The 23,757-nt window shown below is 69.5% G+C and carries 22 protein-coding genes; 9 read left to right on the top strand and 13 right to left on the bottom strand.

Translation table 11 applies throughout. The features are described 5' to 3' along the window. Window positions 1–45 precede the first annotated feature (45 nt). From ACX80L_RS06815 to ACX80L_RS06805, 3 genes are read right to left on the bottom strand one after another with little or no spacing between them, the layout of a single operon-like run. A complete protein-coding gene (locus tag ACX80L_RS06815; RefSeq protein ID WP_459288532.1) occupies window positions 46–1,341 on the bottom strand; it encodes an ArgE/DapE family deacylase in 1,296 nt (431 codons plus the stop codon). Beyond that, window positions 1,331–2,656, bottom strand: a complete 1,326-nt coding sequence (locus ACX80L_RS06810) for an MFS transporter (protein ID WP_459267632.1) — start codon at window positions 2,654–2,656, stop codon at window positions 1,331–1,333. Before ACX80L_RS06810 ends, ACX80L_RS06815 begins: the two co-directional genes overlap by 11 nt. Window positions 2,657–2,658: 2 nt before the next feature. Continuing rightward, the gene (locus tag ACX80L_RS06805; RefSeq protein ID WP_459288530.1) at window positions 2,659–4,344 is read right to left on the bottom strand and encodes an amidohydrolase; all 1,686 of its coding nucleotides are present in this window, start codon (window positions 4,342–4,344) and stop codon (window positions 2,659–2,661) included. A gap of 106 nt (window positions 4,345–4,450) precedes the next feature. On the opposite strand from ACX80L_RS06805, the gene ACX80L_RS06800 reads away from it, so the two are divergent. Further along, the gene (locus ACX80L_RS06800) at window positions 4,451–5,650 is read left to right on the top strand and encodes a PucR family transcriptional regulator (protein WP_459288528.1); all 1,200 of its coding nucleotides are present in this window, start codon (window positions 4,451–4,453) and stop codon (window positions 5,648–5,650) included. Between the two features lie 53 nt (window positions 5,651–5,703). Here the strand turns inward: ACX80L_RS06800 and ACX80L_RS06795 are convergent, their stop codons facing one another. The 3 genes from ACX80L_RS06795 to ACX80L_RS06785 form a co-directional block, all read right to left on the bottom strand. Further along, the gene (locus ACX80L_RS06795) at window positions 5,704–6,177 is read right to left on the bottom strand and encodes a cupin domain-containing protein (RefSeq protein WP_459288526.1); all 474 of its coding nucleotides are present in this window, start codon (window positions 6,175–6,177) and stop codon (window positions 5,704–5,706) included. Between the two features lie 120 nt (window positions 6,178–6,297). Next, window positions 6,298–7,425 carry a hypothetical protein gene (locus tag ACX80L_RS06790; protein WP_459288524.1) on the bottom strand — a complete coding sequence of 376 codons (1,128 nt, stop codon included), beginning with the start codon at window positions 7,423–7,425 and terminating at the stop codon, window positions 6,298–6,300. A 109-nt stretch (window positions 7,426–7,534) separates the two neighbouring features. After that, complete coding sequence (locus tag ACX80L_RS06785; RefSeq protein ID WP_459288522.1) at window positions 7,535–8,575, bottom strand: LacI family DNA-binding transcriptional regulator; 1,041 nt, start codon at window positions 8,573–8,575, stop codon at window positions 7,535–7,537. A gap of 205 nt (window positions 8,576–8,780) precedes the next feature. On the opposite strand from ACX80L_RS06785, the gene ACX80L_RS06780 reads away from it, so the two are divergent. Genes ACX80L_RS06780 through ACX80L_RS06760 form a run of 5 tightly spaced genes read left to right on the top strand, consistent with a single transcriptional unit; the run spans window position 8,781 to window position 14,273 of the window. Further along, window positions 8,781–10,046: a M20 family metallo-hydrolase gene (locus ACX80L_RS06780; protein WP_459288520.1), complete on the top strand. Its 1,266-nt coding sequence runs from the start codon at window positions 8,781–8,783 to the stop codon at window positions 10,044–10,046. 42 nt (window positions 10,047–10,088) lie between these two features. Further along, entirely contained in the window at window positions 10,089–10,844 is a 756-nt protein-coding gene (locus ACX80L_RS06775) for a DUF5058 family protein (protein ID WP_133082623.1), read from the top strand. A 27-nt stretch (window positions 10,845–10,871) separates the two neighbouring features. Further along, on the top strand, window positions 10,872–11,600 hold the full coding sequence (locus ACX80L_RS06770) for a hypothetical protein (RefSeq protein ID WP_459288518.1): 729 nt from the start codon (window positions 10,872–10,874) through the stop codon (window positions 11,598–11,600). A 31-nt stretch (window positions 11,601–11,631) separates the two neighbouring features. After that, the gene (locus ACX80L_RS06765) at window positions 11,632–12,867 is read left to right on the top strand and encodes an amidohydrolase (protein WP_459288516.1); all 1,236 of its coding nucleotides are present in this window, start codon (window positions 11,632–11,634) and stop codon (window positions 12,865–12,867) included. Beyond that, the gene (locus tag ACX80L_RS06760; RefSeq protein WP_459288514.1) at window positions 12,864–14,273 is read left to right on the top strand and encodes an amidase; all 1,410 of its coding nucleotides are present in this window, start codon (window positions 12,864–12,866) and stop codon (window positions 14,271–14,273) included. Before ACX80L_RS06765 ends, ACX80L_RS06760 begins: the two co-directional genes overlap by 4 nt. Window positions 14,274–14,293: 20 nt before the next feature. Here ACX80L_RS06760 and ACX80L_RS06755 read toward each other — a convergent pair whose 3' ends face one another. Both ACX80L_RS06755 and ACX80L_RS06750 read right to left on the bottom strand, forming a co-directional pair. Beyond that, window positions 14,294–15,499 (bottom strand): hypothetical protein, encoded by a 1,206-nt coding sequence (locus ACX80L_RS06755; RefSeq protein ID WP_459288512.1) that lies wholly within the window; start codon window positions 15,497–15,499, stop codon window positions 14,294–14,296. Between the two features lie 53 nt (window positions 15,500–15,552). Further along, window positions 15,553–16,380, bottom strand: coding sequence for a nuclease-related domain-containing protein (locus ACX80L_RS06750; RefSeq protein WP_459288510.1), 828 nt, complete (start codon window positions 16,378–16,380; stop codon window positions 15,553–15,555). A gap of 266 nt (window positions 16,381–16,646) precedes the next feature. Here ACX80L_RS06750 and ACX80L_RS06745 point away from each other — a divergent pair, with 266 nt between their 5' ends. After that, window positions 16,647–17,660 carry an exonuclease domain-containing protein gene (locus tag ACX80L_RS06745; protein ID WP_459288508.1) on the top strand — a complete coding sequence of 338 codons (1,014 nt, stop codon included), beginning with the start codon at window positions 16,647–16,649 and terminating at the stop codon, window positions 17,658–17,660. 74 nt (window positions 17,661–17,734) lie between these two features. Here the strand turns inward: ACX80L_RS06745 and ACX80L_RS06740 are convergent, their stop codons facing one another. The 4 genes from ACX80L_RS06740 to ACX80L_RS06725 form a co-directional block, all read right to left on the bottom strand. Beyond that, the gene (locus tag ACX80L_RS06740) at window positions 17,735–18,595 is read right to left on the bottom strand and encodes an ABC transporter permease (protein WP_244185953.1); all 861 of its coding nucleotides are present in this window, start codon (window positions 18,593–18,595) and stop codon (window positions 17,735–17,737) included. Beyond that, complete coding sequence (locus ACX80L_RS06735) at window positions 18,585–19,532, bottom strand: ABC transporter ATP-binding protein (RefSeq protein ID WP_459288506.1); 948 nt, start codon at window positions 19,530–19,532, stop codon at window positions 18,585–18,587. Before ACX80L_RS06735 ends, ACX80L_RS06740 begins: the two co-directional genes overlap by 11 nt. A gap of 47 nt (window positions 19,533–19,579) precedes the next feature. Further along, window positions 19,580–20,773 (bottom strand): LolA family protein, encoded by a 1,194-nt coding sequence (locus ACX80L_RS06730; RefSeq protein ID WP_459288504.1) that lies wholly within the window; start codon window positions 20,771–20,773, stop codon window positions 19,580–19,582. Window positions 20,774–20,981: 208 nt separating this feature from the next. After that, the gene (locus ACX80L_RS06725; protein ID WP_208740061.1) at window positions 20,982–21,242 is read right to left on the bottom strand and encodes a GlsB/YeaQ/YmgE family stress response membrane protein; all 261 of its coding nucleotides are present in this window, start codon (window positions 21,240–21,242) and stop codon (window positions 20,982–20,984) included. Between the two features lie 192 nt (window positions 21,243–21,434). Between ACX80L_RS06725 and ACX80L_RS06720 the strand changes: the two genes are divergently transcribed. Both ACX80L_RS06720 and ACX80L_RS06715 read left to right on the top strand, forming a co-directional pair. Beyond that, window positions 21,435–21,932 carry a PGPGW domain-containing protein gene (locus tag ACX80L_RS06720; RefSeq protein WP_459288502.1) on the top strand — a complete coding sequence of 166 codons (498 nt, stop codon included), beginning with the start codon at window positions 21,435–21,437 and terminating at the stop codon, window positions 21,930–21,932. 49 nt (window positions 21,933–21,981) lie between these two features. Then, window positions 21,982–22,389 (top strand): four-helix bundle copper-binding protein, encoded by a 408-nt coding sequence (locus ACX80L_RS06715; RefSeq protein WP_459288500.1) that lies wholly within the window; start codon window positions 21,982–21,984, stop codon window positions 22,387–22,389. A 180-nt stretch (window positions 22,390–22,569) separates the two neighbouring features. Here ACX80L_RS06715 and ACX80L_RS06710 read toward each other — a convergent pair whose 3' ends face one another. After that, a complete protein-coding gene (locus tag ACX80L_RS06710; RefSeq protein ID WP_459288498.1) occupies window positions 22,570–23,733 on the bottom strand; it encodes a ScyD/ScyE family protein in 1,164 nt (387 codons plus the stop codon). Window positions 23,734–23,757 lie beyond the last annotated feature (24 nt).

The raw sequence follows: 23,757 nt of genomic DNA, 5'->3' as shown, positions 1-23,757 counted from the left end.
GAAGGAGCCCCGCCACCCGGCGGGGCTCCTTCTGTGTCGTACGGCTCAGTCCGTCTCGGCGACTCCGCACCAGCCGGCAATGAACAGGGCGATCGTCTTGGTGACGTTGCGGACCGACTCGACGGACACGCGTTCGTCGAAGCCGTGGATGGCCTCCGACGTCGGCCCGTAGACCAGTGCCGGGATGCCGGCGTAGAGCGAGAACACGCGGCCGTCGAGGTAGCCCGGCGTGGTGAAGCTCTGCAACGCGGCCCCGGTGACGTGCTGGTGGGCCGCCGCCAACGCCTGCTCGGCCGCCGACCCCTCCTCGAGGACGTAGCCCTCGGAGAAGAAGCCCGTACGCACGGCCGAGATGTCCGCCTCGCTGTCGATGCCTGCCAGGCAGTCCTCGATCTCACGCCAGGCATCCGCCGCCGAGATACCGGGGTAGAGGGAGGCGCGGACGTCGAACTCGCACCAGGAGGGGACGCTCGAGGGCCAGTCACCACCGGCGATTCTGCCGATGTTGAAGTTGATCGGATGGTCGAGGTCCTCGAAGTACCGGTGCTCGCCCTTCTCGGCATTCCAGCGGTCCTGCACCGTGCGGAGCTCCTCCATGACCGGATAGGCGGCGTCGATCGCATTGAATCCCGACGCCATCTCGCGGACGTGTGTCGGCTGCCCGGACACCCGGACGCGGAACCAGATGACACCCACGTTCGCGCGGACGAGCATGTCCTCCTCCGGCTCGGGAATGACGACGGCGTCGGCCGTGTAGCCGCGCTGCAGCGCCGCGAGCGACCCGTTGCCCGTGCATTCCTCCTCGACGACGGACTGCACGTGGATGCGTCCCTGGGGCGACAGACCGGCGGCGCGCACGGCGTCGAACGCGAACAGGTTCGCGGCCAGCCCGGCCTTCATGTCGCCGACCCCGCGCCCGTACATCCAGCCGTCGAGGATCGGGGCATCCCAGGGGCTGCGGGACCAGGTCTCCACCGGCCCGGTGGGAACGACGTCGATGTGCCCGTTGAGGATCAGCGACCGCCCGGCTGCCGGCGCCGACGGCGTGTACGTCCCCACCACGTTGGTCAGGTCCTCGAAGTCCACCGTCGTCGGGCCGTACCCGACATGCCCGGACAGGGACTCCTCCTCCAGCTGCCACCGGTCCAGCTCGAACCCGCGTTCCTGGAGGGCGCCGACCATCAGGTCCTGGGCACTGGCCTCCTGCGCCCGCAGCGACGGGTGGCGGACGAGCTCGGCCGTGAACGCGAGCTGGCGGTCGAAGGCGGCATCGACGGCGTCGAGGATCCGGGTGCGCTGTCCGTCGTCGAGCCCGGACCCGGGCGTGACATCACTGGACAATGGCCTTGTCCTTCACGCGGAGGCGCTCGCCGAAGAAGCCGCCGGCCGCGGTGATGAGCGAGACGGCCATGAGCAGCAGGGCCGCGGTCCAGGATCCGCCGCCGGTGGCGCCCTGGAGCGCGACGGCGATGAAGGGGAGGAACCCGCTCAGAGCGCCGGCGAGGTTGTAACCCAGCGCGACACCGCTGTAGCGGAGGTGGGGCGGGAACAGCTCGGTGAGCAGGGCGCCGGTCACCGCGTAGGCGATGGACAGGAACGCGATGCCGAGCGTCACGGCGAGGATGATGGCCGCGGGGTTCCTCGTGTCGATGAGCCAGAACAGCGGGAACGCCGCTGCGGCGGTGACGAGGCCACCGAGAAGGGTCATGCGTCCCGGCCCGACGCGCTCGCTGAGGCGTCCCATGACGAGCACGACGCCGATCTGAAAGACGGCGGCGACCAGCGTCGCGTTGACCATGAGCCCACGCTCGAGGCCGAGCGTGACGGTGCCGTAGCTGATGACGAAGGTGGTCATCACGTAGAACCCGCCGACGCCGAGGAACGCGGCGGCGACAGCGACGAGCAGGCGGCCCCACGCGTTGCGGAAGACCTCCAGCGCAGGGATCTTGGCGCGCTCCTCGAGCTTGACGAGCTCCCGGAAGATCGGGGACTCCTCGACCTTGAGCCGGATGTAGAGGGCGATCAGCAGCAGCGGGAAGGCGGCCAGGAACGGCAGGCGCCAGCCCCAGGAGTCGAAGGCCTCCGAGGGCAGCAGCAGGACGAGGGCGAAGGCGCCGGAGGACATCAGGGTGCCGACGGGAGAACCGACCTGCACGAGCGCCGCGTACCGGCCGCGCTTCTCGATGGGTGCGTGCTCGACGGCGATCGTCATGGCTCCACCCCATTCGCCGCCCACGGCCAGGCCCTGCATCAGGCGCAGGATGGCGAGCATGATCGGCGCTGCCAACCCGATGCTGCCGAAGTCCGGCAGGACGCCGATGAGCCCGGTGGCACAGCCGATCATCACGATGGTGATGAGCAGGGCGGGTCGGCGCCCCACGCGGTCGCCGATGAAGCCGAAGAGGACGGCGCCGAGCGGGCGGGCCGCGAAGCCGACGCCGAAGGTCGCAAAGGCGGCGAGGGTAGCTGCTGTGGGATCCAGCGTGGTGAAGAACAGGCGGTTGAACACGATCGCCGCGGCGGTGCCGAAGAGGAAGTAGTCGTACCATTCCAGGGCCGTGCCGACGAACGCGGCGCGCGCGATCTTGCCGGCGTCGGCCCCGCTCACTGTCGGGATCTCTGGTGGGGGTGCGGGTGTTGCCTCGGAGGGTTGCATGGTCATACTTCCTGGTCGGAGGGGAGCGGGGTGGTGGCAGGGACGGGGACGACCGTCCGGGGGATGAGGAATCCGTCGCCGAAGACGCACTCGCCGCCCACGAGGGTGGCGAGGACGGTGATGGCGCCGATCCGGTCCGGGTCGACGCGGGCGGGGTGGTCGGAGAGGACGACGAGGTCGGCGAGCTTGCCCGCCTCGAGGGTGCCCCGGCGGTCCTCCTCGCCGGCGGCCCACGCGGCGTCCACGGTGTACGCGCGCAGGGCGGTCTCGGCGTCGACGCGCTCCTCGGGAGCGATGACGGCACCCGACGACGTGGTCCGCTGCACCATGGACTGCATGCCGAGCAGGGGAGCGCCGGTCGCGACCGGGCGGTCGGAGCTGCCCGGCACACGCACGCCCCGCTCGAGGAAGGATCGATGGCGGTAGACCCACGGCTCGCGGTCGCGTCCGACGGCGGTGGCCATGGTGTCGCCGACCTCGTACAGGAAGCGCGGTTGCGGGACGGGCGTGATGCCGAGCTCCACGAACCGGTCGAGCTGGTCGGGGCGCACCATGCCCGCGTGTTCGATCCGGTGGCGGACGCCGGGCCGGGGTTGCTGCTGCTGGGCTGCCGCGAAGGCGTCGAGGGCGACGTCGACGGCGGAGTCCCCGATGGCGTGCGCGGCGACGGTCCAGCCCGAGCAGTGTGCCGAGACGATCCGGCGGGTCAGTTCCTCGATCGAGAGCTGGAAGTCGCCGGTGCCGTGCGCGTGGTCGCAGAACGGTTCGGTCACGGCAGCGGTGCGCCCAATCAGGGACCCGTCCACGAAGATCTTCATCGGGCCGATCCGGACTGTGTCGTCCCCGAAGCCCGTCGCGATGCCGAGGTCCAGGCCGAAAGTCATGCCGTCGTCGTCGTGCGCCGTGACCGGGTGGAGGGCGTCACTGGCGACCATGAGCTGGACGCGCGTCCGCAGTCCGCCCTGCCGGCGGGCGAGCGCGTAGGCGGCGAGTTCGACGGGGCTGCGTCCGATCAGTCCGCCGCCGATGCCCGCTTCCACCACATGCGTCAGGCCCTCGGACGCGTACACCTCGCTGGCCCCCGCGACGGCGTCGGCCAGATCCGTGACGGGATACGGCAGCACGAGTGCGGTGACGAGCTGCTGGGCCCGTTCCTCCAGCAGGCCCGTCGGGCCGTCGGCGTCCGTCACCACCTTCCCGCCTTCCGGCGTCGCGGCCGTGCCGTCGAGGACGCCGGCCAGCTCGAGGGCGAGGGAGTTCACCGAGCACATGTGGCCGGATCGGTGCTTCAGCCAGACCGGGCGTCCCGGGGCTGCGGCGTCCAGCAGCGTGCGGTGCGGGTGGGCGCCGAGGACGGTGTCGTCGTACCCGGACCCGACGAGCCACTGACCCTCGTGGAGGATCGCTGCGGCATCCCGCACCGCTGCGGACACCTCGTCGAGGGTGCGGCAGCCGCTGAGGTCGAGCTCCTGCAGTGACTGCCCGAACCACGCCATGTGGTTGTGGGAATCTCCAAACCCGGGGACGACGACGGCCTGGTCCGCGTCGATCGTCCGCCGGGCCGGGAGGCCGGAGACGTCGTCGTCGAACCCGACGATGAGCCCGTTGAGGATGCCCATCGACTGCGCGGTCGGGCGGGTATCGCTCAGCGTGAAGAGCTGGGCGTTGATGATCTTGACGTCGAGCATGGTGTTCCCTCGAGTGGGTGGAGCTGTTCGATTCCTATCAGTGTGGTCTCCGTCACCGGCGCCCACAATGGAGGGATGGCACGGACTCCAGCCCTAGGATGGGCAAATGCCCAAGAACAGTGACTCCTCGGCAACCGGGCGGTCGGTCCTGTCCGACGTGGTGACCAGCTGCCTTGCGGACATCGACGGCATCGCCGAACGGTTCCTGATCGACGTGCAGGACATCGAGGGCTACGCGGGCTCGCCCGTCCAGGACCAGGACCTGCGGGACACGGCCGTCGCCTCGATGGAGCTGCTGCTGAGGATGGTCGGCGGACTGCCGGTTCCGGAGCGCCTGGCGCTCATGTCGGACGCGCTCGGCCACCGCAGGGCGAGCCAGGGTGTACCCCTCGAATCACTGCTGCGGGCCGTGCGGATGGACTTCCGCATCCTGTGGACCGAGATGCTCGGCAGGGTCCCGGCCGAGTCCCTGTCCGATTTCACGCACGATGCGGTGCGGGTGTGGGAAGCCGTCGAGTTCCATGTGACCCGTGTGCACGCCGGCTACATGGACGAACTCGCGTCGATGGCCCACGAGAAGGAACAGCAGCGGGCCTTCCTGCTGTCGAGGCTGCTGTCCTCCGACGGTCGGGACCCGCAACTGCTCGGGCAGGCCGCCCGGGCGCTGGGCGTGTCTCCGCAGGGATCGTTCGTCGTCGCGGTCGGGGCGGAGAGTGCGCGCAGGGAGTTCAGGGCCGGCGTCGCCCGGGCGCAGGCGGAGGACTACCTGCACGAGCGCGACGGAGCGCTCATCCTCGTCCTCGAGGACCGGCGTCCGCCGTCGGGTCGGGCGACGGTCGCCGTGCCGGCCTGGCTGACCGGCCTCCGGTGCTTCGTCGCGCCCGTCGCGGGGTCCCTGGCGGAGGTCCCGACGGTGGTCCGCGTGGCCCTCGAGGCCGTGGCGGTGCTGGACTTCACGGCGCCGGGCCACCAGTCGATCCGGCAGGCCTGGGGCCCGGTGGCTGCCGCCCGGCTGGGCGGGTTCGGCGCGGTGCTCGCCGACGAGGTCCTCGGGCCGCTGGCGCGCATCCCGGCGGCGGAGGGGGAACGCCTCGTCGAGACCCTCCTCGCCTACGTGAACTCCGGATCGGTCTCCCTGGCTGCGCAGCAGCTGTACTGCCACCGCAACACGGTGCTCAACCGGCTGGCACGGGTCCATCAGCTCACCGGGTACGACCCGGCGGTCCCTGCCGACGCGGCCACGCTGATCGCCGTCCTGAACTGCCGCGTCCAGGCGCAGGCAGGAATCGACGCTCCCCGTTCCTGATCCCCGTCGTCGTACCCGGTCCGGTTGCGGACCCGGACCGGGAGCGACGGTGGTCAGGCGCTCTCTTCGCCCTTGTCGTCGACTTCCTCGACCCACGACGGCGGCTCGTCGCGGCCCTGCTCTTCGTCCTTCTCGGCGTCGTCCGCCGTCGCCTGCACGATGCCCTGCGCGTGGTGCGTGGGTGCGTAGACGGCGTAGAGACGCAGGGGTTCGTCCCCGGTGTTCTCGACGTCGTGCCATGTGCCGGCGGGCACCTGGATGCTCCAGCCGTCCTCGACGTCCTGCTGGTACGAGAGGTCGTCCTTCGAGGGCCCCATCGTGACGCGGCCCTTCCCGGCATCGACGCGCAGGAACTGGTCGGTGCCGTGGTGCACCTCGAGGCCGATCGCATTGCCCGGCTCGATCGACATGAGCGTCACTTGCAGGTGCTTTCCCGTCCAGGCGACGCGACGGTAATCGGTGTTCGCCGTCGTTGCACTCTCGATGTCGAACGCGTTCGGGTTCGGTCCGTTGTCAGTGATGTCCATGATCGCATTCTGTACTATTTCGGCCCGGGGTCGCCAGATCGAGGACCACGTCGTCGAGCCGGGAAAGCGCGGTATGCAGTGGAAAGGGTGCTCGTGGACCGGTGCCCGGCCGGACCCGACCTACCGGGCCACGGGTTCGAAGGGCGACGACGGCGCGCCGGTCCAGCGGAACAGGTCGAGCACGGCGGTCTGCCGGGTGACACCGTCCTCGGTGATCCGGCCCTGGGTGGCGATGTAGAAGTAGCCGTTGCCGAGGGACTCGAGTCCGACGTCGGCGGTGAAGTTCCAGCCCCGGATTCCGGTGGGCTCGTGGGAGAGGCCCTGCTGGAGGAGGGGGAGGAGCAGGCCTTCCTCGCGGGTCGGCTGGCCCTCGATGATGCCTCGTACAGGTCGTGACGAGCCGTCGATGGCGTAGAGCGAGTAGTTGGGGAAGTGCTCCTTCACGCCCCTGTAGACGCCGAGGAGCCAGGTGTGGGTGAAGGCGTCGTAGTTCAGGTTCTGCACGCCGTAGGTGGTGTTGCCGGTGTGGACGAAGTACTTGCCGTCGGTGGTCGCCGGGCCGGAGGTGTGGGGGGCGGCCTGGGTGAGCGGCTGCTCGTACTTCCTCCAGCGCGTGACGTCGTACTGCAGGAGCACCTGGTGGTCGTTGTCCGTGCGTTCGGTGTTCGAGTACACGCCGTAGGCGACCGTGAGCAGCTGCCTGCCGTTCTTGCGGCCGAATGCCGGGCCGAAGGAGACACCGTCGATCCCGCTGCTGCCGTAGCGGTGGTCCGGGGTGTCGGCGATGTCGCCGTCGAAGACGCCGTTGCCGTCCAGATCCGCGGTGAAGTCCTGCACCACCTCGTCGAGGTAGACGGCCGTGACGATGCCGTCCGTCTCGGCGTCCATGTCCATCCCGGTGATGCGGTCGACGTCGAAGATGGCGATGTAGAAGGACTCGGCCGCCTTGTACTCCAGCGATCCGTAGACGCGGCCGTCCTTCTCGTTGAAGTCGAGGTCCCCGAGGTGGCCGGTGAATCCCGTGACAGTGCCGAGGACTGTGCCGTCGAGGTCGGTTTTCACCAGCATCGAGGTGAAGGAGTAGTAGACGACCTCGTTCTCGGTGTCGACGGCGATCCCCTGGACGTGCCCGGCGGGCCAGGCGCCGCCGTCGACCGTGGCGGGGAAGTCCTCGACGGCTGGCTTCGCGGCGCCGGTGACCAGGACGGCGGACAGCAGGACGGAGATGGCGCGGACGATTGCTTTCACGGATGGCTCCTCGTCGGGCAGCGGTGGTGTCGGTTCCACGCTGCCGAGGCAGAGTCACGGGCGGGTTGCCTCCGCTGGGCAGGGAGGTGAACAGGCCGCCAAGGCTCGCCTAGGAACGCAACGGCGGCGTGGTGGCCCGGACGATCAGCTCCGGCTGCAACAGGACGCTCAAAGCGGTCTCCCCCTTGAACCCCCGCAGCAGTGCGTCGACGCTGAGGGTGCCCATCCGCTGCAGGTCGGAGCGGATGGAGGTCAGCGGGACCGGGAGCGTCGCTGCGAGGTCGAGATCGTTGTAGCCGACCAGCGCGACGTCGTCGCCGACCCGTTTCCCGGCGTCGCGGATGGCTCCCATCGCGCCGAGGGCGAGGAGGTCGTGCACGGCGAAGATGGCCGTGGGTGACTCCGGCAACTGCATGAGCTGCCGACCCGCCTCCAGCCCCGAGGGCGTGCTGAACGCCGACTCGACGACGTAGGCGTCCGGCAGCGGATAGCCGGCGGACTCGAAGGCCCTGCGAAATCCGAGGGTCCGCTCGCGGCCCGTGCTCGCCAACTGGTCACCGGCGATGACTCCCACCCGACGGTGACCGAGAGCCAGGAGGTGCTCGGCCGCGAGGTGCCCACCGCGGTGGTCGTCCGTGGTGACGGACAGGTGGCCCTCGAGTTTCCGCATGACGAGGACGTAGGGGACGCCCCGGCGCCGCAACTCATGCGCTGCCGTGTCACCGATGTGGGAATCGCCGATGATGACGCCGTCGATCCTCCGCGAGAGCATCGCGTCGAGACGGGTCCGTCGGTGATCCGGGTCGTCGAGGGTGTTGGCGACGACCGTCCCGTAGCCGGCAGCGCTGGCCGCGGCGTCGATGCTCTCGTAGATGGACGCGAGCACGAGATCGGTGAGGCGAGGGACGAGGACGCCGATCAGGCGGGACGATCCGGTCCTCAGTCCCGCCGCGCCGACGTCGCGCCGGTACCCGAGCACGGCAGCCAGCTCCCGAACGCGCCGGACCGTATCCGCACCCACCCCGGCCGGATCGTCGCTCAGCGCCCGTGATGCCGTGGACACATGCACCTGCGCATGCCGCGCCACGGTCGCGAGCGTCACGGGGCGCGATCGACCGGATGTCGGGGCGGTGATGGGTTCGTCCTTCATTGCCTCGAGTCTAGGGGCCCGGGGCTCCCCGGACAGCAGGTGCAGGGGACACGCAAAGGTTTGCGCGAGTGGTACGCCGTCCCGCAGCTTTCACAGTGCGGAAACATTGACGAAACCACCCACCCGTAGTGTGATGTACACCATACTTCCGCGATCGTCCTTCCCCGATGCGGAACGCAATCGTTTGCGCGAATGACAGGATCCCATGCTCCAGTCCACCTCACTCGAGACCCTCGAACGACTCGGCATCGGCGTCACCGCACTGTCCGATTTCGCCGACGGCGACCGTCCCGGCTGGACCCGGGAGGTGTTCAGCGAGCCCTACCGGGACTCCCGGAGCTGGACCGCCGACCGCATGCGCGAGGTCGGCCTGGAGGTGCATGTCGATGCCGCCGGCAACATCGTGGGCCGTCTCGCAGGCCGCGAACCGTCCGCCCCGGCGCTGGTCACGGGATCGCACACGGATACGGTCGACGGCGGTGGACGGTTCGACGGCATCGTCGGTGTCCTCGGGTCCATCGAGGCCGCACGGCTCCTGCAGGAATCCGGGACGCAGCTGGAGCGGGACCTGCTGGTCGTCGATTTCCTCGGGGAGGAATCCAACGTCTTCGGCCTGAGCTGCCTGGGCAGCCGGTGCGCAGCCCAGGAGATGACGCCGGAGGACCTCGAACGGCGGGACTACCGCGGCGTGAGCCTCGGCCGGGCATACACGGACTTCGGTCTCGATCCGTCGACGCTCTCCGACGTGCCCTGGGCGAAGCGACCGCTGCACGCCTTCGTCGAACTGCACATCGAACAGGGCCCCACCCTCGAGAAGCGCGGGTTGCCGCTGGGCGTCGTCACCGCGATCACCGGGATCGAGCGCTTCATCGCCACCTTCGCGGGCTCCGCGGACCACGCCGGAACCACCTCCATGGAGGACCGCCGGGACGCGATGATCGCCGCCGCCGAGGCCGTCCTCGCGGTGCGCGCCGAAGGCTGCGGGGCGCCCACCCATGGCGTCGCGACGTCGACGCGCGTGGAATCGGAATCCCGGTCACCGAACGTGGTGCCGTCCCTCGTCCGCATGTACAGCGAGGTCCGCAGCGTCGACTCCTCCTGGCTGTCCGGCGTCAAGGGACGCCTCACCGCCGAGATCGCCGCGAAGGCGACCGACCTCGGCGTCGACGTCGGCTTCGAGTGGTCGACCGACAACGCCGTGGTCCAGGCGGACCGGGGCGTGCAGGACGTGGCCGGCGCGGCCGCCGACGCCCTCGGACTGCCGTGGATGCCGATCCCCAGCGGTGCGACGCACGACGCCGTGCACATGGCCTCCCTCGCACCCATGGGCATGCTCTTCATCCCCTCCAAGAACGGCAAGAGCCATTGCCCGGAGGAGTGGAGCAGTACGGAGGACATCGCCACCGGCGTGAGCGCGCTCGCCGCAACCCTCCGCCGGCTCGACGGCACCGACACCCGACCGACCGACTGACCGGCTCTTCGACCCCCACCCGCCCTGCCGACCGGAGTTCCTATGAAAACTGCACTGACTCCCGAGGGACTGTCCACGGACATCCTTGCGATCGCCAACCTGCCCGTCCTCTGGATCCTCGCCCTCGGGGTATTCGCGGCCATCATCGTCCAGTCGCTGATCTACATGAAGGCCGCGAAGAAGGCCGGACCCGCGGCAGACATCTCCGCTGACGAACTGCGGACGTCCTTCCGGGCCGGTGCCATCGCCGCGATCGGGCCGTCGCTGGCCGTGGTACTGGTCAGCATCGCCCTCCTCACGCTGTTCGGCACACCGGCCGTGCTGGTGCGGATCGGCCTCGTCGGCTCGGCCGCCACCGAATCGGCCTCCGCGAGCCTTGCCGCCGGCACCATGGGCGCCACCCTCGGCGGGCCGGACTACACGCAGGCGGTGTTCGTGGTGGCATTCATGGCCATGAGTCTCTCCGGTGCCGGCTGGATGCTGGCGACCCTCGTGCTGACGCCCATCCTGCGCAGGGGTGACACGAAGCTGCGGCGGGTCAATCCCGCCCTGATGGCCATCGTGCCGGCGGCCGCCCTCATCGGTGCCTTCGCAAGCCTCGGTATCGCCGAACTCGGCAAGACACCGGTTCACATCCTCTCGGTCATCGTCTCGGCCATCACCATGGCCGTGTGCATCGTCCTCGCGAACAGGACCTCCGCGACCTGGCTGAGGGAGTGGGGGCTCGGCATCTCGATCATCGTCGGGTTGTTCGCCGCGTACATCGCCCACACCTCCGGCATGGCCCCCGCCGCCTAGGCAGTACCTCACCCGAAAGGAACCACCATGTCTGCTGCAGATACTGCCGTCACCTCCTCCGCATCGCTCGCCGAATTCGACCGCACCACCTCCCGCTGGGGCCAGCTCACCATGGGCACCGCCCTCCTCCTCTCCCTCGCCGCGCCCCTGTACCTCGTCTTCTTCACGGACCTGGGCATCACCGCCGGGATGATCTGGACGGCCTATCTCGCCGTCGCCGCAGCGTTCTTCGTGCTCTGGTTCGTGGAACCCATCACCTACTACCCGGTGCTCGGGCCGGCCGCGATGTACCAGGCCTTCATGATCGGCAACATCGCCAACAAGCTCCTGCCCTCGGCCCTGGTGGCACAGGCGGCCGTCGGAGCGAAAGCCGGCACCAAGCGCGGCGAGTTCGCTGCCCTCATGGCCATCTGCGGCGCGGCGATGGTCCACGTCGTCTCGATGCTGCTGTTCGTCGGGATCCTCGGGACCTGGCTGGTCAGCATCATCCCCACCGACATCGTCGACGTGGCGCGCCTCTACATCTTCCCGGCGATCATCGGCGGCGTCCTCGTCCAGCTGATCGTCACCATGAAACAGCCCCGCGTGACCGTGATCGCCGTCGTCGTCGCGGTGGTGGTGCTCTTCGTCCTGGTGCCTGCGGTTCCCGCACTCGCCAAGCCGGCCACCGGCGTCGTCGTCCTGATCACCGCCGTGCTGGCCTGGTTCCTGCGCTCGCGCAAGGCGACCGCCACGCCCACCACCCTCGTCAACTAGGCTCCCAGACAGACCCGCCCGAAAGGACACCATGACCATCGACACCGCCGTCTTCGACCTCTCCGACGCCGACACCACCGCCATGCACGAGCTGTACCAGCACCTCCACGCCCACCCCGAGCTCTCCATGCAGGAGACGCACACGGCGGCGTTCATCCTCGAGAAACTGAACCACCTCGGCCTGGAGACCTTCATGTGCGGGGGCACCGGCGTCGTCGGGATCCTGCGCAACGGCGACGGCCCGGTGGTCGGCTACCGCGCGGACACGGACGGCCTGCCCATCGCCGAGGACACCGGCCTCGCCTACGCCAGCACGACGGCGGGCAACCTCGCCGACGGCACCGATGTCCCCGTGATGCACGGCTGCGGCCACGACACCCACATGACCGTGGGCCTCACCGCCGCCCAGCTGCTGGCAGAGAGCCGCGAGGCGTGGTCCGGCACCGTGGTCTTCATCTTCCAGCCCGGCGAGGAGACCGGCGAGGGCGCGGAGGCGATGGTCGAGGACGGCCTGTGGGACAAGGCGCCGAAGCCGTCGATCATCTACGGGCAGCATGTGTGGCCGGGACTCGCCGGCACCGTGAACATCAGCAAGGGCACCGCCATGGCGATGGCCGACTCCTGGAAGGTGACCGTGCACGGCAAGCAGGCGCACGGCTCGCAGCCCGAGCAGTCGATCGACCCGATCGTGCTCGGCGCCCACATGGTGGTGCGCATCCAGACGATCGTCTCGCGCGAGGTGCACCCCATGAAGTCCGCGGTCGTCACGATCGGCACCTTCCACGGCGGGCTGAAGGAGAACATCATCCCGGCGTCGGCGGAGTTCACGCTCAACGTGCGGACGTTCGACGTCGACGTGCGCGAGCGCGTCCTCGGCTCGCTGCGGCGGATCATCAGCGCGGAGGCCGCGGCGTCGGGAGCGCCGGAGCCGGTGATCGAGCAGATCACGAATTTCCCCCAGTGCTACAACGACCCTGCGTCGACGGAGGATCTGATGGCGGTTCTCGGCGAGGTGCTCGGGGAGGACGCCGTCATCGAGGCCCCGCCGGTGATGGGCAGCGAGGACTTCGGACTCCTGGCCGAGGCCATCGGTGTACCGAGCGTCTACTGGTTCTTCGGCGGACACCCGCAGGAGCTTCTCGACGGCGACGACCCCGTTCCCGGCAACCACTCGCCGTACTTCGCGCCGGCGATCGAGCCCACGCTCTCCACCGGAGTCCGGGCCGCCATGACGGCCCTGCTGTCGAAGGTCGGGACCACCGCGTGACCGGTGCACTCTCCGACCTGTCCGCTGTCGAACTCACGGGGGCCATCCGTCGTCGGGAGGTGTCCGCACGCGAGGCGCTCGAGGCGCACTTCGACCGCATCGACGCCGCCAACGGCCCGATCAACGCCGTCATCACCGAGGACCGCGAGGGCGCCGCAGCGCTCGCGGACGCAGCCGATGACCTGACGGCGTCGAGCGCCGACCTCCCGCCGCTGCACGGTCTGCCGATGACGCACAAGGACACGCACAACACCAGGGGACTGCGCACGACGCAGGGGTCACCGATCTTCCGGGATTTCGTGCCGACGTTCGACGACCTGATCATCGGCCGCCTGAAGAGCGCCGGTGTGGTGACGACGGGCAAGACGAACGTGCCGGAGTTCGCCGCCGGCTCACATACCTTCAACGAGGTCTTCGGGACGACGGTCAATCCGTACGACACCACGCGCAGTGCCGGCGGCAGCAGCGGGGGAGTGGCGGCATCGATCGCGGCACGCATCCAGCCGCTCGGCGACGGCAGCGACATGGGCGGCTCGCTGCGGATCCCCGCGTCGTTCTGCAACGTGGTCGGGTACCGCCCGTCGATCGGCGTCGTCCCCGCCGTGCCGACGCGCAACGCCTGGGCATGGCTCGGCCGCAACGGGCTGATGGCTCGTGATGTCGTGGACATCGCGCTGGGGATGACGGCGATCGCCGGTGCCGACCCGGCGGTTCCGTACGCCTACCCCGTGTCGGGCTCGTTCGCCGCCCCGCTGCAGCGGGACCTGACCGGGCTACGCATCGGCTGGTCGCCCGATTTCGGGGTGGGTGTGCCGGTGGATCGCGAGGTACTGCGGGTCCTCGAGGGACAGCTGCAGGTCTTCGCCGACCTCGGCGCGATCGTCGAGGAGGCCGCGCCGGACCTGCGCGACGCCGACCAGGTGTTCGGTACGACGCGCGCCTTCGACTTCGTGCTCGGCCTCGGTGAGCTCGTGCAGAAGCACGGCGACGTGATCAAACCCGAGATCCGCTGGAATGTTGAGCAGGGGTTGCAGCTGACGGCGCAGGACATGGTCGATGCCGCCCTCGCCCGGACCCGGCTCGACACGAGCGTGCGGCGCTACTTCGGGAAGTACGACGTCTTCGCCAGTCCGACGGCGCAGGTGCTTCCGTTCGACGCCACTGAGCGGTATCCGACGTCGGTCAACGGCGTGGAGTTCGAGACGTACCTGGACTGGATGCGTTCGGCCTGCCTGATCTCGGCGACCGGGCTGCCCGCGGTGTCGGTGCCGGCCGGCTTCAGCGAGGACGGCCTGCCGGTCGGGCTGCAGCTCGCGATGCCGCACGGCAGCGACGTCGAACTGCTGCAGGTCGCGTATGCGTTCGAGCAGGCGACGGGGTGGGCGAAGCGGGCGCCGGAGCTGTAGGGCACCCGCAGGGCGCTCGTTTATGTCTGTGCCGGTTTTCCCAGTCGGACGATGGACGGAGCAGTCGGGTCCTTCACTGCAGCTATGCCGGCCGCAGTTGCCTGGGTCAGGCACCACTTCTCGAGGCTGCCCAGCCGTAGGTCTGCCAGTTTCCTGCCACCGTCGAGGAGCAACCCCACATAGCCGCCGAACTGACCGACGTGCACCCCGCTCTTGCGCAGGTGACCGTCCTGAAGCGCCGCGAGGAAGGCCGCCCGCACGTGTTCGGGACCGGCTGACGGCGGGACGTGCCTCAGGACGTGACGCTGCAGGTGTCCATCGACCGACGGAGTCTTCTTGGCCGGCTCGGCGACAGGTGGTGCTGCTTTCTGAGTGACGGGTCCAGCGGCCATCGCTACCGCCCGCGACTCGGGTGCAGCGATCGGGGCTGCTGCCGGGACCTTGAAAGGAACCACCGACGTTGCTGCTGCCGAACTGGCCAGAAGTTCCGGCGCCTGCGTGTCAGATCGCCCTGCAAGCCCCTCGTCGACCAGCGCTGCGAGTTCGAGATGGAGCGCGGCCAGTTCGCGGTAGATGGCCGCGATCCTCACTCGAGGGCTCGGTGGCACGGGAGCGGGCGGAGCGATCTTCCTCCGCACTGTTTGGCTGATCGAGCACCGGAAGAGCTCGGCCAGCGCCTCGGCGAGACCGACCTGCGCACTGCCACCGGCAGCGATCAGGGGAACAGTGACGGCCCTGCGCTCGACCATGAGGGCGACGTCGTCGAGCGACCCGTGCACCACGCCGTACCGCAACCGCTCCCGCCGCGTGGCCTCGTTCACCTGAGGGGAGTACACGGTCGGATACAGGTTGATGGAGTGCTGGTCGGCCGACGGGAAATGCTCCCGGCAGATATTCAGCCGAAGAGCGCGACGGACGGCGTCGAGTTGCTTGCCCACCTGCTCGAGGGGATTCGGCACGACGGACTGATTTCCCAGCGTCCACGCTTCGCCGGCATCCTTCACGCGGACCACCGCGGCAGGGAACCGCTTCCACTCGCTGAGGATGAAGGTCCCGTTGGTCGAGTTGTAGAAGAGCCAATCCACCTCGGCGACCGGCAGACCCGGTGCGTCGACGCGGCAGTTGCTGAAGGCCCAGACGTGATCGCCCAGGAGCTGATGCAGGCGGGTCACGTCCGCGGGATCCGCCGTGTGGGCTGCGCTGTTCTTCGAGGGGAAGTGGAGCATGGGTTTTTCCGGTACAGGGAGTGGGTGGCGCTGCGAGGCGGGGGAGCGGCAGCTCAGAAGGGTGGCAGGACGCCGGCGGCCGACGCGACGAACGCCGCAGGCACGGCAAGGAGCCAGCCGATCCGCCGTCGTCGTGCCTGGTCCACCAGCCGGTCCAGCGCTTCGAAGGGCCCGACGACGTCGGCCGGGTCGCGCAGCGCAGGTGCCGTGCGCCGCCAGGTCGAGGGCTGCGCTGCGGCAGCCGAGAGGAGGGCGACCTGCTGCCCGGTGTGGACCACCGGCCGTCGGGTGAGCCACCGCAGGAGCTGGTTCTCGGGAACCACCGACACGGACCGGTGCTTCTCCTTCACGGTGACCTGCCGAGCCCCGACGACCACGATCGCGGCCGATACCGACACGGAGTTCAGGACGGCGGCGGACAGCAGCTTCCCTGCCCGTGCCGCCTCATGCTCCGAGTTCCGGATGTAGGGGTAGCGCGTCCCGGCGACCAGGAAGGTGCCCTTCGCGGTCCAGACATCCTGGCCGGGATGGCGTTTCGTGTTGATCGTGAAGATGCCCGTCGGGCCGATGACCACGTGGTCGATGTCCGACGACTTCTCACCGACCGGGACGGCGTGCAGGACCGTCCACTCGGGTCCCAGGGATGCGAGGGTGCGACCCACGGAGCGTTCGCCGAGTGCTCCCCAGTACCAGGGCCGGCTGTCGGGAGCCAGCGGACGGACGCCGAACACCCGGGCCAGCAGTCCGCGCGTGTCCTTCGTGCCGTGGATGTCGAGCAGCTGCTCCATGACCGACTGACCGGGGACACGCCGCTTGAGCAGGCCGAGCGTCGCCGGTTCGACGTAGGCGACGTCGTCGTCGAGTGGGACAGCCGCGCTCATGGTCCGCTTCCCGACGCCATGCGATTCCCCCCGAGCCTGAGACCCGGGCGAGCTGAGCCTCGCCCGGGTAGGACGAATCTACCGGGCGAAGTGCAGTGATGAGGCCGGTCAGGGCGCCGATTGCCGGCAGGATTGCCACAGCATTTCCGCACCGGCACGGGAACCGCGACGGAGAGCTCGAGGCGCGCCGCCGATCGGTGGGCGGGCAGGCTCCCGTTAGGCTGGAGAGGGTCGCGGAACGAGCGGCGACAGCTTCAGGGGGAACAGTGCAGGGTCTCGACTTCACCGCGATCGACTTCGAGACCGCGAACAGCAAGCGGGGCTCGGTCTGCGCGGTCGGCCTGGCGAAGGTGAGCAACGGCGTCGTCGTCGACAGGGCGGCGTGGCTGATCAAGCCCCCGCGCTCCGTCGGCGAGTTCGCGCCACGCAATATCCAGGTGCACGGCATCCGCCCTGCTGACGTCCGCACTGCTCCGGGGTGGCCCGAGAGCCTGCAACGCATTCTGGACTTCGCCGGCGACGACCGATTCGTCGCGCACAACGCGTCCTTCGACCGGTCCGTCCTGCGCGGTGCGTGCGTGGAGTCAGGACTCACAGTTCCCGACACCACCTTCCACTGCTCCGTCGACCTCGCCCGTCGCCTTCTCGATCTCGAGCAGCACAAGCTCCCGCACGTCGCGAAGGCCCTCGGCCTGGGGGCTTTCCAGCACCATGATGCCGGGAGCGATGCCGAGATCTGCGCGGCCGCCGTCGTACAGATCGCGCGACGACACGCTCTCCACTCGCTCGACCTGCTCTGGCCACCGGCCCAGCAGGCATCGGTCCGCTCCTACCGCTCCGCGGCCAGCACTGCCCCTGCCGGACTGCCGCGGGCGAACCATCAGGCCGACCCGTCGAACCTCCTCTTCGGTCAGGAGGTGGCGTTCACCGGGGACCTCGCCACCCTGACGCGGCAGGACGCGATGAACCTGATCGCGGACTGCGGCGCGACGCCTGCCGCCAACGTCACCAAGAGGACCACGATGCTCGTCGTCGGACAGCAGGATGCCAACCGACGCAGGGCATTCCTGACACCGGGTACCGCCAAGGAGAGGAAGGCGCTCCAGAACATCGGCGCGGGTCAGGCCATCCGCGCCGTCAGCGAGTGCGAGCTGCGCGAGTGGGTCGGGTTAAACCGGCCCGACGCCTCACGGGACGAGACACCTGCAGACGTGCGGGGAGTGCTCGAGTCCGCGGTCACCGGCCTGCTCGCCTGGGTCGGACGACGGCGGGTGAACTAGGAACGGCGTCCCGCCGAGGAGGACGTGGTGAAGGCCCCCGGCACGCCGTCGGAGGCCTTCGTCGGTGCCGGCCCTCAGCTCAGGATGTCCTTCGTGCTGAACCGCCCGTAGGCCAGCGTCCCGAAGACCGCGATGTAGCCGAACTGCAGCAGGGCGTTGTCCGCGAAGGAGTTCCAGACAATCGGCTGCCGCAGCAGGTCCGCGAACCCCAGCCAGTAGTTGGTGAACAGCCAGGGGTGCAGCCACTCGAGCTGCGGCAGCGCGCCGAGGATCTGCGCGACGGCGGCCAGCGCGGCCGTCGCCGCCATCGCGCCGACCGGGATGGTGGTCAGCGTCGAGATGAACAGCCCGATCGCACTGAGCCCCATCAGGGACAGCGTCACGTAGAGCGCGAGCAGCAGCAACCGCACGAAGTAGCCGGGGATGCCCACGGTGTCGCCGGACAGCAGCGTCACCGGCCCGACCGGGAACAGCAGCGCCCCGATGATGGCGCCCGTGATGACGACGGTGAGGGTCGCCACGAGACAGAACAGCGCCGCCCCCGCATACTTCACGAGCAGAAGGCGGATGCGCCCGGCGGGCGCCACGAGCAGGTACCGCAGCGTCCCCAGGTTCGCTTCGCCAGCGATGGTGTCACCGGCGACGACGCCGATGGTCAGCGGCAGGAACAGGGGGATGGCCACGGTGAGTGCGGTCAGCGAGACGAACAGGCCGTTCTGTGTGATGCTGTCGAGGAACGCGGGTCCGCGTCCGCTCCCGGAGCCGTCGGACGAGACCCGGACGACGACGGCGATGAGGATCGGGATCAGCGCCAGTGCACCGATCATCGCCCAGGTGCGGAGCCTGCGGAACAGCACCGAGATCTCGGAGAGCACGAGCGTGAGCCCGAGGGAGCCTCCGGCACGGGGGCGGGCTACTGCGGATTCAGCCGGCAACGTCGAACCCCTCTCCGGTGAGTGCGACGAAGCGGTCTTCGAGCGAGGCGCCGCTGGCCTCGAAGCCGCGCACACGCACGTCAGCCCGCACCAGGGCGGCGTTGACGGTCTCGGGTTGGAGGCCGGGCACGGACAGTTCGGCCGTGATGACGTCGTCCCGCCCGTGGAGCTCGGGGGTGAGCCCCAGTCCTGTGAGGACGCGATGGGCGTCGGCGTAGTCGGGCGTGGTGACCCGCACGCGGGAGGTGCCCTCGGATCGGAGGTCGTCGAGCGAGCCCTGCGCCACGAGGCGGCCGGCACTCATCACGGCGATCCCGGTGCACATCTGCTCCACCTCGGCGAGGAGGTGGCTGGAGACGAAGATGGTGGTGCCGTCGTCGGACAGGGACCGGATGAGGCCGCGGACCTCGCGGGTTCCCTGCGGGTCGAGGCCGTTGGTGGGTTCGTCGAGGATCAGCAGGTCCCGCGGTGCGAGTAGCGCGTTGGCGATGCCGAGGCGCTGCTTCATGCCGAGCGAGTAGGCGTGCGCTCGCTTCTTCGCCGCGTGGCTGAGGCCCACGCGGTCGAGGGCGGCGTCCACGCGCCTGTCGCGTGTCGCGGGATCGGTGTGGCGGTCCGCGGCGTCGAACCGCTGGAGGTTCGCCCGTCCGGAGAGGAACGGATAGATGGCGGGACCCTCGACAAGGGCTCCGACACGGGGCAGGACGGCGCGCGCGTCCATCGGCATCTGGCCGTCGAGCAGGCGGATCCTCCCGCTGGACGCGGCGGCCAGCCCGAGGAGCACCCGGATGGTGGTGGTCTTCCCCGACCCGTTGGGGCCGAGGAAGCCGAAGACCGATCCCCGCGGGACGGCGAGGTCGACGCCATTGACGGCCTTCTGTTTGCCGAAGACCTTGGTCAGACCGTGCGTCTCGATCGCGAACTCGCCGGTGCTCACCGGCAGACCCGCACCATCGGTGCGGGTCTGCGGTGGTACGTCATGGATCACCGCTGGGAGGCGGCGACGAGCTGGTCGGCGCTGACGGCGCCTGCGAGGATCCGGCCGTCGTCCGTGATGAGCACCGAGACGAGCGACGTCTGCAGGGCATGCCCACCGCCGACGTCGGTGAGGGCTTGCTCCAGCATCGCCTGGGCTCCCGCGACCTCCTCCGGGTCCATGCCGGGTTTGATGTCCATGATGTCGCCCATGCCGGCCGCTTCGCCGGTGCCGAGGTCCAGCCCGAGCGTCGACGCGGTGCCGGCGGGCAGCTCCACGATGGTGCTCCAGCCCTCGCCGATCACGACGGGCTCCTCGGAGGGGGCAGGCTCGTCCTTCGCGTCGACGCGCGCCTTCGCCTCGTCGGCGGTCGGGGCATCGGTGACGGTGGCGTCGGCCGGGGGAACGAAGTCGAAGGTGCCGGCGTCAGGAGTGGTGAAGTCCACGTCGCTGAAGCCGGCCGAGAAGGCTGCTTCCTCCTGGCCCTTCGCCTGTACGGTGACGCTGAGGGGGACACCGGTCTCGGAATCGATCGCGACGGCGATCGAGCCGATCAGCGTGGCATCGTCCTCGGGTGTCAGCAGGAGCTCGTAGGCGCTGCGGCCCGCCACACGGCTGGTGCCGTCGACGGTCACCTCGGTGCTCGGGTCGATCGTCGCGAGGAACACCTGGGCGAGCTCGGCCGGCGTGCGGGGGACGTCCTGCAGCTCGGGGTACTCGGCGGCCTTCTCCTGGAGCGTCGCCTCCAGCTGAGCCTTCGCGGCGTCCCTGTCGGGCAGTACGGCATGCGTCGCTTCCTTGGCCGCGGAGTCGTAGAACCAGACCTCGTCCTGGTTCACGACGACGTCGCGCTGGGCCAGCTGGTCGAGCACCTGGACGCGTGCCCGGTCCGGTCCGTCGACGTAGACCTGCGCGGTGTGCTCGCCGGTGAGCAGCTCGAGCGCGGTGGAGGTGGGGTCCGAGCTGGACATGCCACCCGGGGGAGTGGCGAGTCCGATGTCGGGGAGGCCGAGGTTGGAGGACTGCTCGACGGTGCCGGAATAGGCGTCGTCCGAACTGGTGGCCACGAATTCGAGCAGTTCCTGCGCGGTTTTGGCGGGGAGCTGCGGTTGGGCCTCGGCGACGGCGGAACCGCTCACGGCAGCAGTGACGATGACGACCGGGACGATGCCGGCGGGGAGCCAGCGCCAGTTCTTGTTCATGATTGAGCCTTCCGAACGAATCTCTGCCCCATCTGGCGTCAACGCTACACCTGCACGCTGGGAGGAGGATGGGCGCGTGTACTGGGAGAACGAGCGGGACGGCGCAGGCGTGCCGCCGTCGGGCGCACGGTGCACGGAAGGTGCTGACGACAAGGCCCGGACATGCGGAAGGGGCGGCCGAAGCCGCCCCTTCCGATGCCGGGAAGTCCTAGCGCCTCACGTGACGGCGACCCGCGACGCTCTCCGCGACGCCGATCAGCAGCACTGCCGCGATGACCGAGACGATGAACCCGAGGATGTTCAGTTCCCACATGTTGCCGGTGCCGAGCAGGCTCGCGATGGCGCCGCCGATGACGGAACCGACGAGGCCGAGCAGCAGTGTGGCGAGCAGGCCGAGGTTCTGCCTGCCCGGCTTGATGAGGCGCGCAAGGGCGCCGATGATGAGGCCGGCAAGGATGAATCCGATCATGTCAATCTCCTTCTCTGTGCCCGCGATGTGCGGGAAGTCTCTGGTCCTGCTGGTGGTGACGCCGCGTCGGCCGCGCCTGGTTCCGCGATTCCGGCCCGAAGGCAAGGACCCGGTCCTGATGCGGCCGGGTGTTGCCACCAACGTCGATCGGTTCAACGATAGTGGAATGCGAAGCCTACTGAGGAATTTCTGATGGCGCGGACCCCTCGACAACGCCGTCCGCACGGTGCAGTGTTCGCGGGCCGCACGCGGCCCCACGGTGCAAGCCGCATCATCGGGCTGGTGGTCGGCTGGCTGCTGGTGCTGATCGGCCTCGCCGCCCTCGTGCTGCCCGGCCCGGGGCTGCTGGCCCTCGTTGCCGGCCTCGCCGTCCTCGCGCAGCAGTACGAGTGGGCGCGGCGCTGGCTGCAGCCCGTCAAGCGGAAGGCCTTCGCGGCAGCCGCCCAGGGCGTGAAGAGCACCCGCAACATCGTGCTCAGTTTCGCGGGCGCACTCATCCTCATCCTGCTCGGCGTCCTGTGGGGGGTGCACCCTCCCGTGCCGGGGTGGTGGCCGCTCGACGACCGTTGGTGGCTGCCCGGCGGATGGAGTGTGGGATCGGGGCTCGTGGTCTCCGGGCTGCTGGCCGCCGCCTTCATCGTCTACAGCATCCGCCGCTTCCGTCCCACCTCTGATCCGTCCCGGCACTGATCCGTCCCAGTACGTCCCTTTCGCGCAGTACCGACCCGAGGAGCACACCATGTCCGACGCCCGCGCCATGCTCGACACCTACCCGCAGGACCGGGACGGCTTCGACAGCGACCTGCTCGCAGAGTGCATCGATGCCTGCCTCGACTGCGCACAGACCTGTACGGCCTGCGCTGACGCCTGCCTCGCCGAGGACATGGTGGCCGACCTGCGGAAGTGCATCCGGACCGACCTCGACTGCGCCGACGTCTGCGGCACGACCGGGCGGATCCTCTCCCGGCACACGGGGTACGACGCGAACCTGACGCGGGCCGTGCTCGAGGCCTGCCGCACGGCGTGCAGAGCGTGCGGTGACGAGTGCTCGCAGCATGCCTCGATGCACGAGCACTGCCGCGTCTGCGCGGAGGCGTGCCGCCGGTGCGAGCGCGCCTGCGAGGCCCTGCTCGCCTCGATGGACTAGCAGCCCCGGCTGCCCGCCGTCGCGTACCGCACCACCTCGTCGACCATCTGGACGGCCAGGACGGCAGGCGGTCGACGGGCATGGCCGCGCCCGGCTGGACCGCAGGTACGACCGGCTCGGCACGTCCAGACACGACGACGCCGTGCCCTCAACCGGGGACACGGCGTCGTCGTGGTCGGGCTACTGCCGGCTGTAGTCCAGGCGCGTGCGCAGCAGGACGCCGGCCGGAGGAGCCGGCTCGGGACCGCTCGGCAGGGCATTGGTGGTGGCGTACAGGTACTTGCCGTCGATCTCGACGTCGGCCGGCAGCACCGCCTCCAGGAGGGGAACAGCCTCGGTGGTCCCCGCAGCGATGACCGAGATCCTGCCCGCGAAGAGTTCGGCGACGAAGATGTTGCCCCGTCGGTCCAGGGCCAGCCCGGTGGGCGACGTGAGGCCGGACGCGATGACCTCCACGACCCCCGTCGCCGGGTCGAGCCGGCGCACCGATCCGAGCGTGGGATCCTCCGGCACTCCCGGGAGCGACGTCAGGTACAGGAGGCCGTCCGTACCGAGTTCGAGGTCGGTGGGAACAGGCTCACTGTTGAACGTGGCGCCGAGCACGCACTCGGGCAGGACGATTCCCTGTTCCGCCAGGGAGGCGAACAGTTGCTCGGTGATGACCGTCACCACAGGCTCGAGGACCGTTGCGCTCACCGTATTGCGGCGCGTGTCCACGGTGAAGACCGCGTTCGCCCCGGCATCGGCCACATAGACGTAGCGTCCGGAGTTCGACACCGCCGTCGCATACGGATGCGAGTACGTCTCTCCTCCATGCGGCAGCGCGAGAGGGGCGAGCTCCGGCGCGATCAGGCCCGCGCATTCCGGGGTGAGGTCCTGGAAACCGTAGGAACTGGCGCCGTCGTAGTTGTTGGCGGTCTCCAGCGCGGCGAGGTCGGCGAGGATGCGGACCGTGCCTTTCTCGAGGACGCTGACGTTCGCGACGAACGGGTCCGGAGAACCCGGTCCGCCGGCGCTCTCGGTGAAGTACACCTCACCGTGGTTCGTGGAGACGCCGCCGACCTCGATGCCGGGCCTGTCGACGAGCGTGGCAAGGGCTCCATTGCGGTCCACGCTGGTGAGCTGTCCGCCGAAGTTCTGCGACACGTAGGCGGTGTTGCCGCGACCGATCGCGACCCGGAGGGGGCCGAGGAGGCCAGTGGCGAGTTCCGTCTGCTCACCTGCGGTGACTGCCCAGCTGCGCTGCGAGGGAACGGAGGTGGGCGATGCGAGTGCCGCGCCGGCGGTGGAGGTGAGTGCGACCGCGAGTGCGGCCGCGACAAGAGGCGTGCTTGTACCCTTCATGGTGGTTGTCCTTGGGGTGCGAGA

The sequence above is a fragment of the Arthrobacter sp. MDT1-48-3 genome, assembly GCF_054511015.1.
Note: the sequence above shows the minus strand (reverse complement) of the source record. Positions and strands in the feature narration are given on the sequence as shown.

What these genes read in the sequence shown, in the direction of transcription:
- ACX80L_RS06765 (WP_459288516.1), top strand. Translation starts at nt 11,632, where the DNA reads ATGACCATCGACACCGCCGTCTTCGACCTCTCCGACGCCGACACCACC.
- ACX80L_RS06810 (WP_459267632.1), bottom strand. Translation starts at nt 2,656, where the DNA reads ATGCAACCCTCCGAGGCAACACCCGCACCCCCACCAGAGATCCCGACA.
- ACX80L_RS06775 (WP_133082623.1), top strand. Translation starts at nt 10,089, where the DNA reads ATGAAAACTGCACTGACTCCCGAGGGACTGTCCACGGACATCCTTGCG.
- ACX80L_RS06725 (WP_208740061.1), bottom strand. Translation starts at nt 21,242, where the DNA reads ATGATCGGATTCATCCTTGCCGGCCTCATCATCGGCGCCCTTGCGCGC.
- ACX80L_RS06750 (WP_459288510.1), bottom strand. Translation starts at nt 16,380, where the DNA reads ATGAGCGCGGCTGTCCCACTCGACGACGACGTCGCCTACGTCGAACCG.
- ACX80L_RS06730 (WP_459288504.1), bottom strand. Translation starts at nt 20,773, where the DNA reads ATGAACAAGAACTGGCGCTGGCTCCCCGCCGGCATCGTCCCGGTCGTC.
- ACX80L_RS06795 (WP_459288526.1), bottom strand. Translation starts at nt 6,177, where the DNA reads ATGGACATCACTGACAACGGACCGAACCCGAACGCGTTCGACATCGAG.
- ACX80L_RS06800 (WP_459288528.1), top strand. Translation starts at nt 4,451, where the DNA reads ATGCCCAAGAACAGTGACTCCTCGGCAACCGGGCGGTCGGTCCTGTCC.
- ACX80L_RS06780 (WP_459288520.1), top strand. Translation starts at nt 8,781, where the DNA reads ATGCTCCAGTCCACCTCACTCGAGACCCTCGAACGACTCGGCATCGGC.
- ACX80L_RS06805 (WP_459288530.1), bottom strand. Translation starts at nt 4,344, where the DNA reads ATGCTCGACGTCAAGATCATCAACGCCCAGCTCTTCACGCTGAGCGAT.
- ACX80L_RS06755 (WP_459288512.1), bottom strand. Translation starts at nt 15,499, where the DNA reads ATGCTCCACTTCCCCTCGAAGAACAGCGCAGCCCACACGGCGGATCCC.
- ACX80L_RS06710 (WP_459288498.1), bottom strand. Translation starts at nt 23,733, where the DNA reads ATGAAGGGTACAAGCACGCCTCTTGTCGCGGCCGCACTCGCGGTCGCA.
- ACX80L_RS06720 (WP_459288502.1), top strand. Translation starts at nt 21,435, where the DNA reads ATGGCGCGGACCCCTCGACAACGCCGTCCGCACGGTGCAGTGTTCGCG.
- ACX80L_RS06785 (WP_459288522.1), bottom strand. Translation starts at nt 8,575, where the DNA reads ATGAAGGACGAACCCATCACCGCCCCGACATCCGGTCGATCGCGCCCC.
- ACX80L_RS06715 (WP_459288500.1), top strand. Translation starts at nt 21,982, where the DNA reads ATGTCCGACGCCCGCGCCATGCTCGACACCTACCCGCAGGACCGGGAC.
- ACX80L_RS06770 (WP_459288518.1), top strand. Translation starts at nt 10,872, where the DNA reads ATGTCTGCTGCAGATACTGCCGTCACCTCCTCCGCATCGCTCGCCGAA.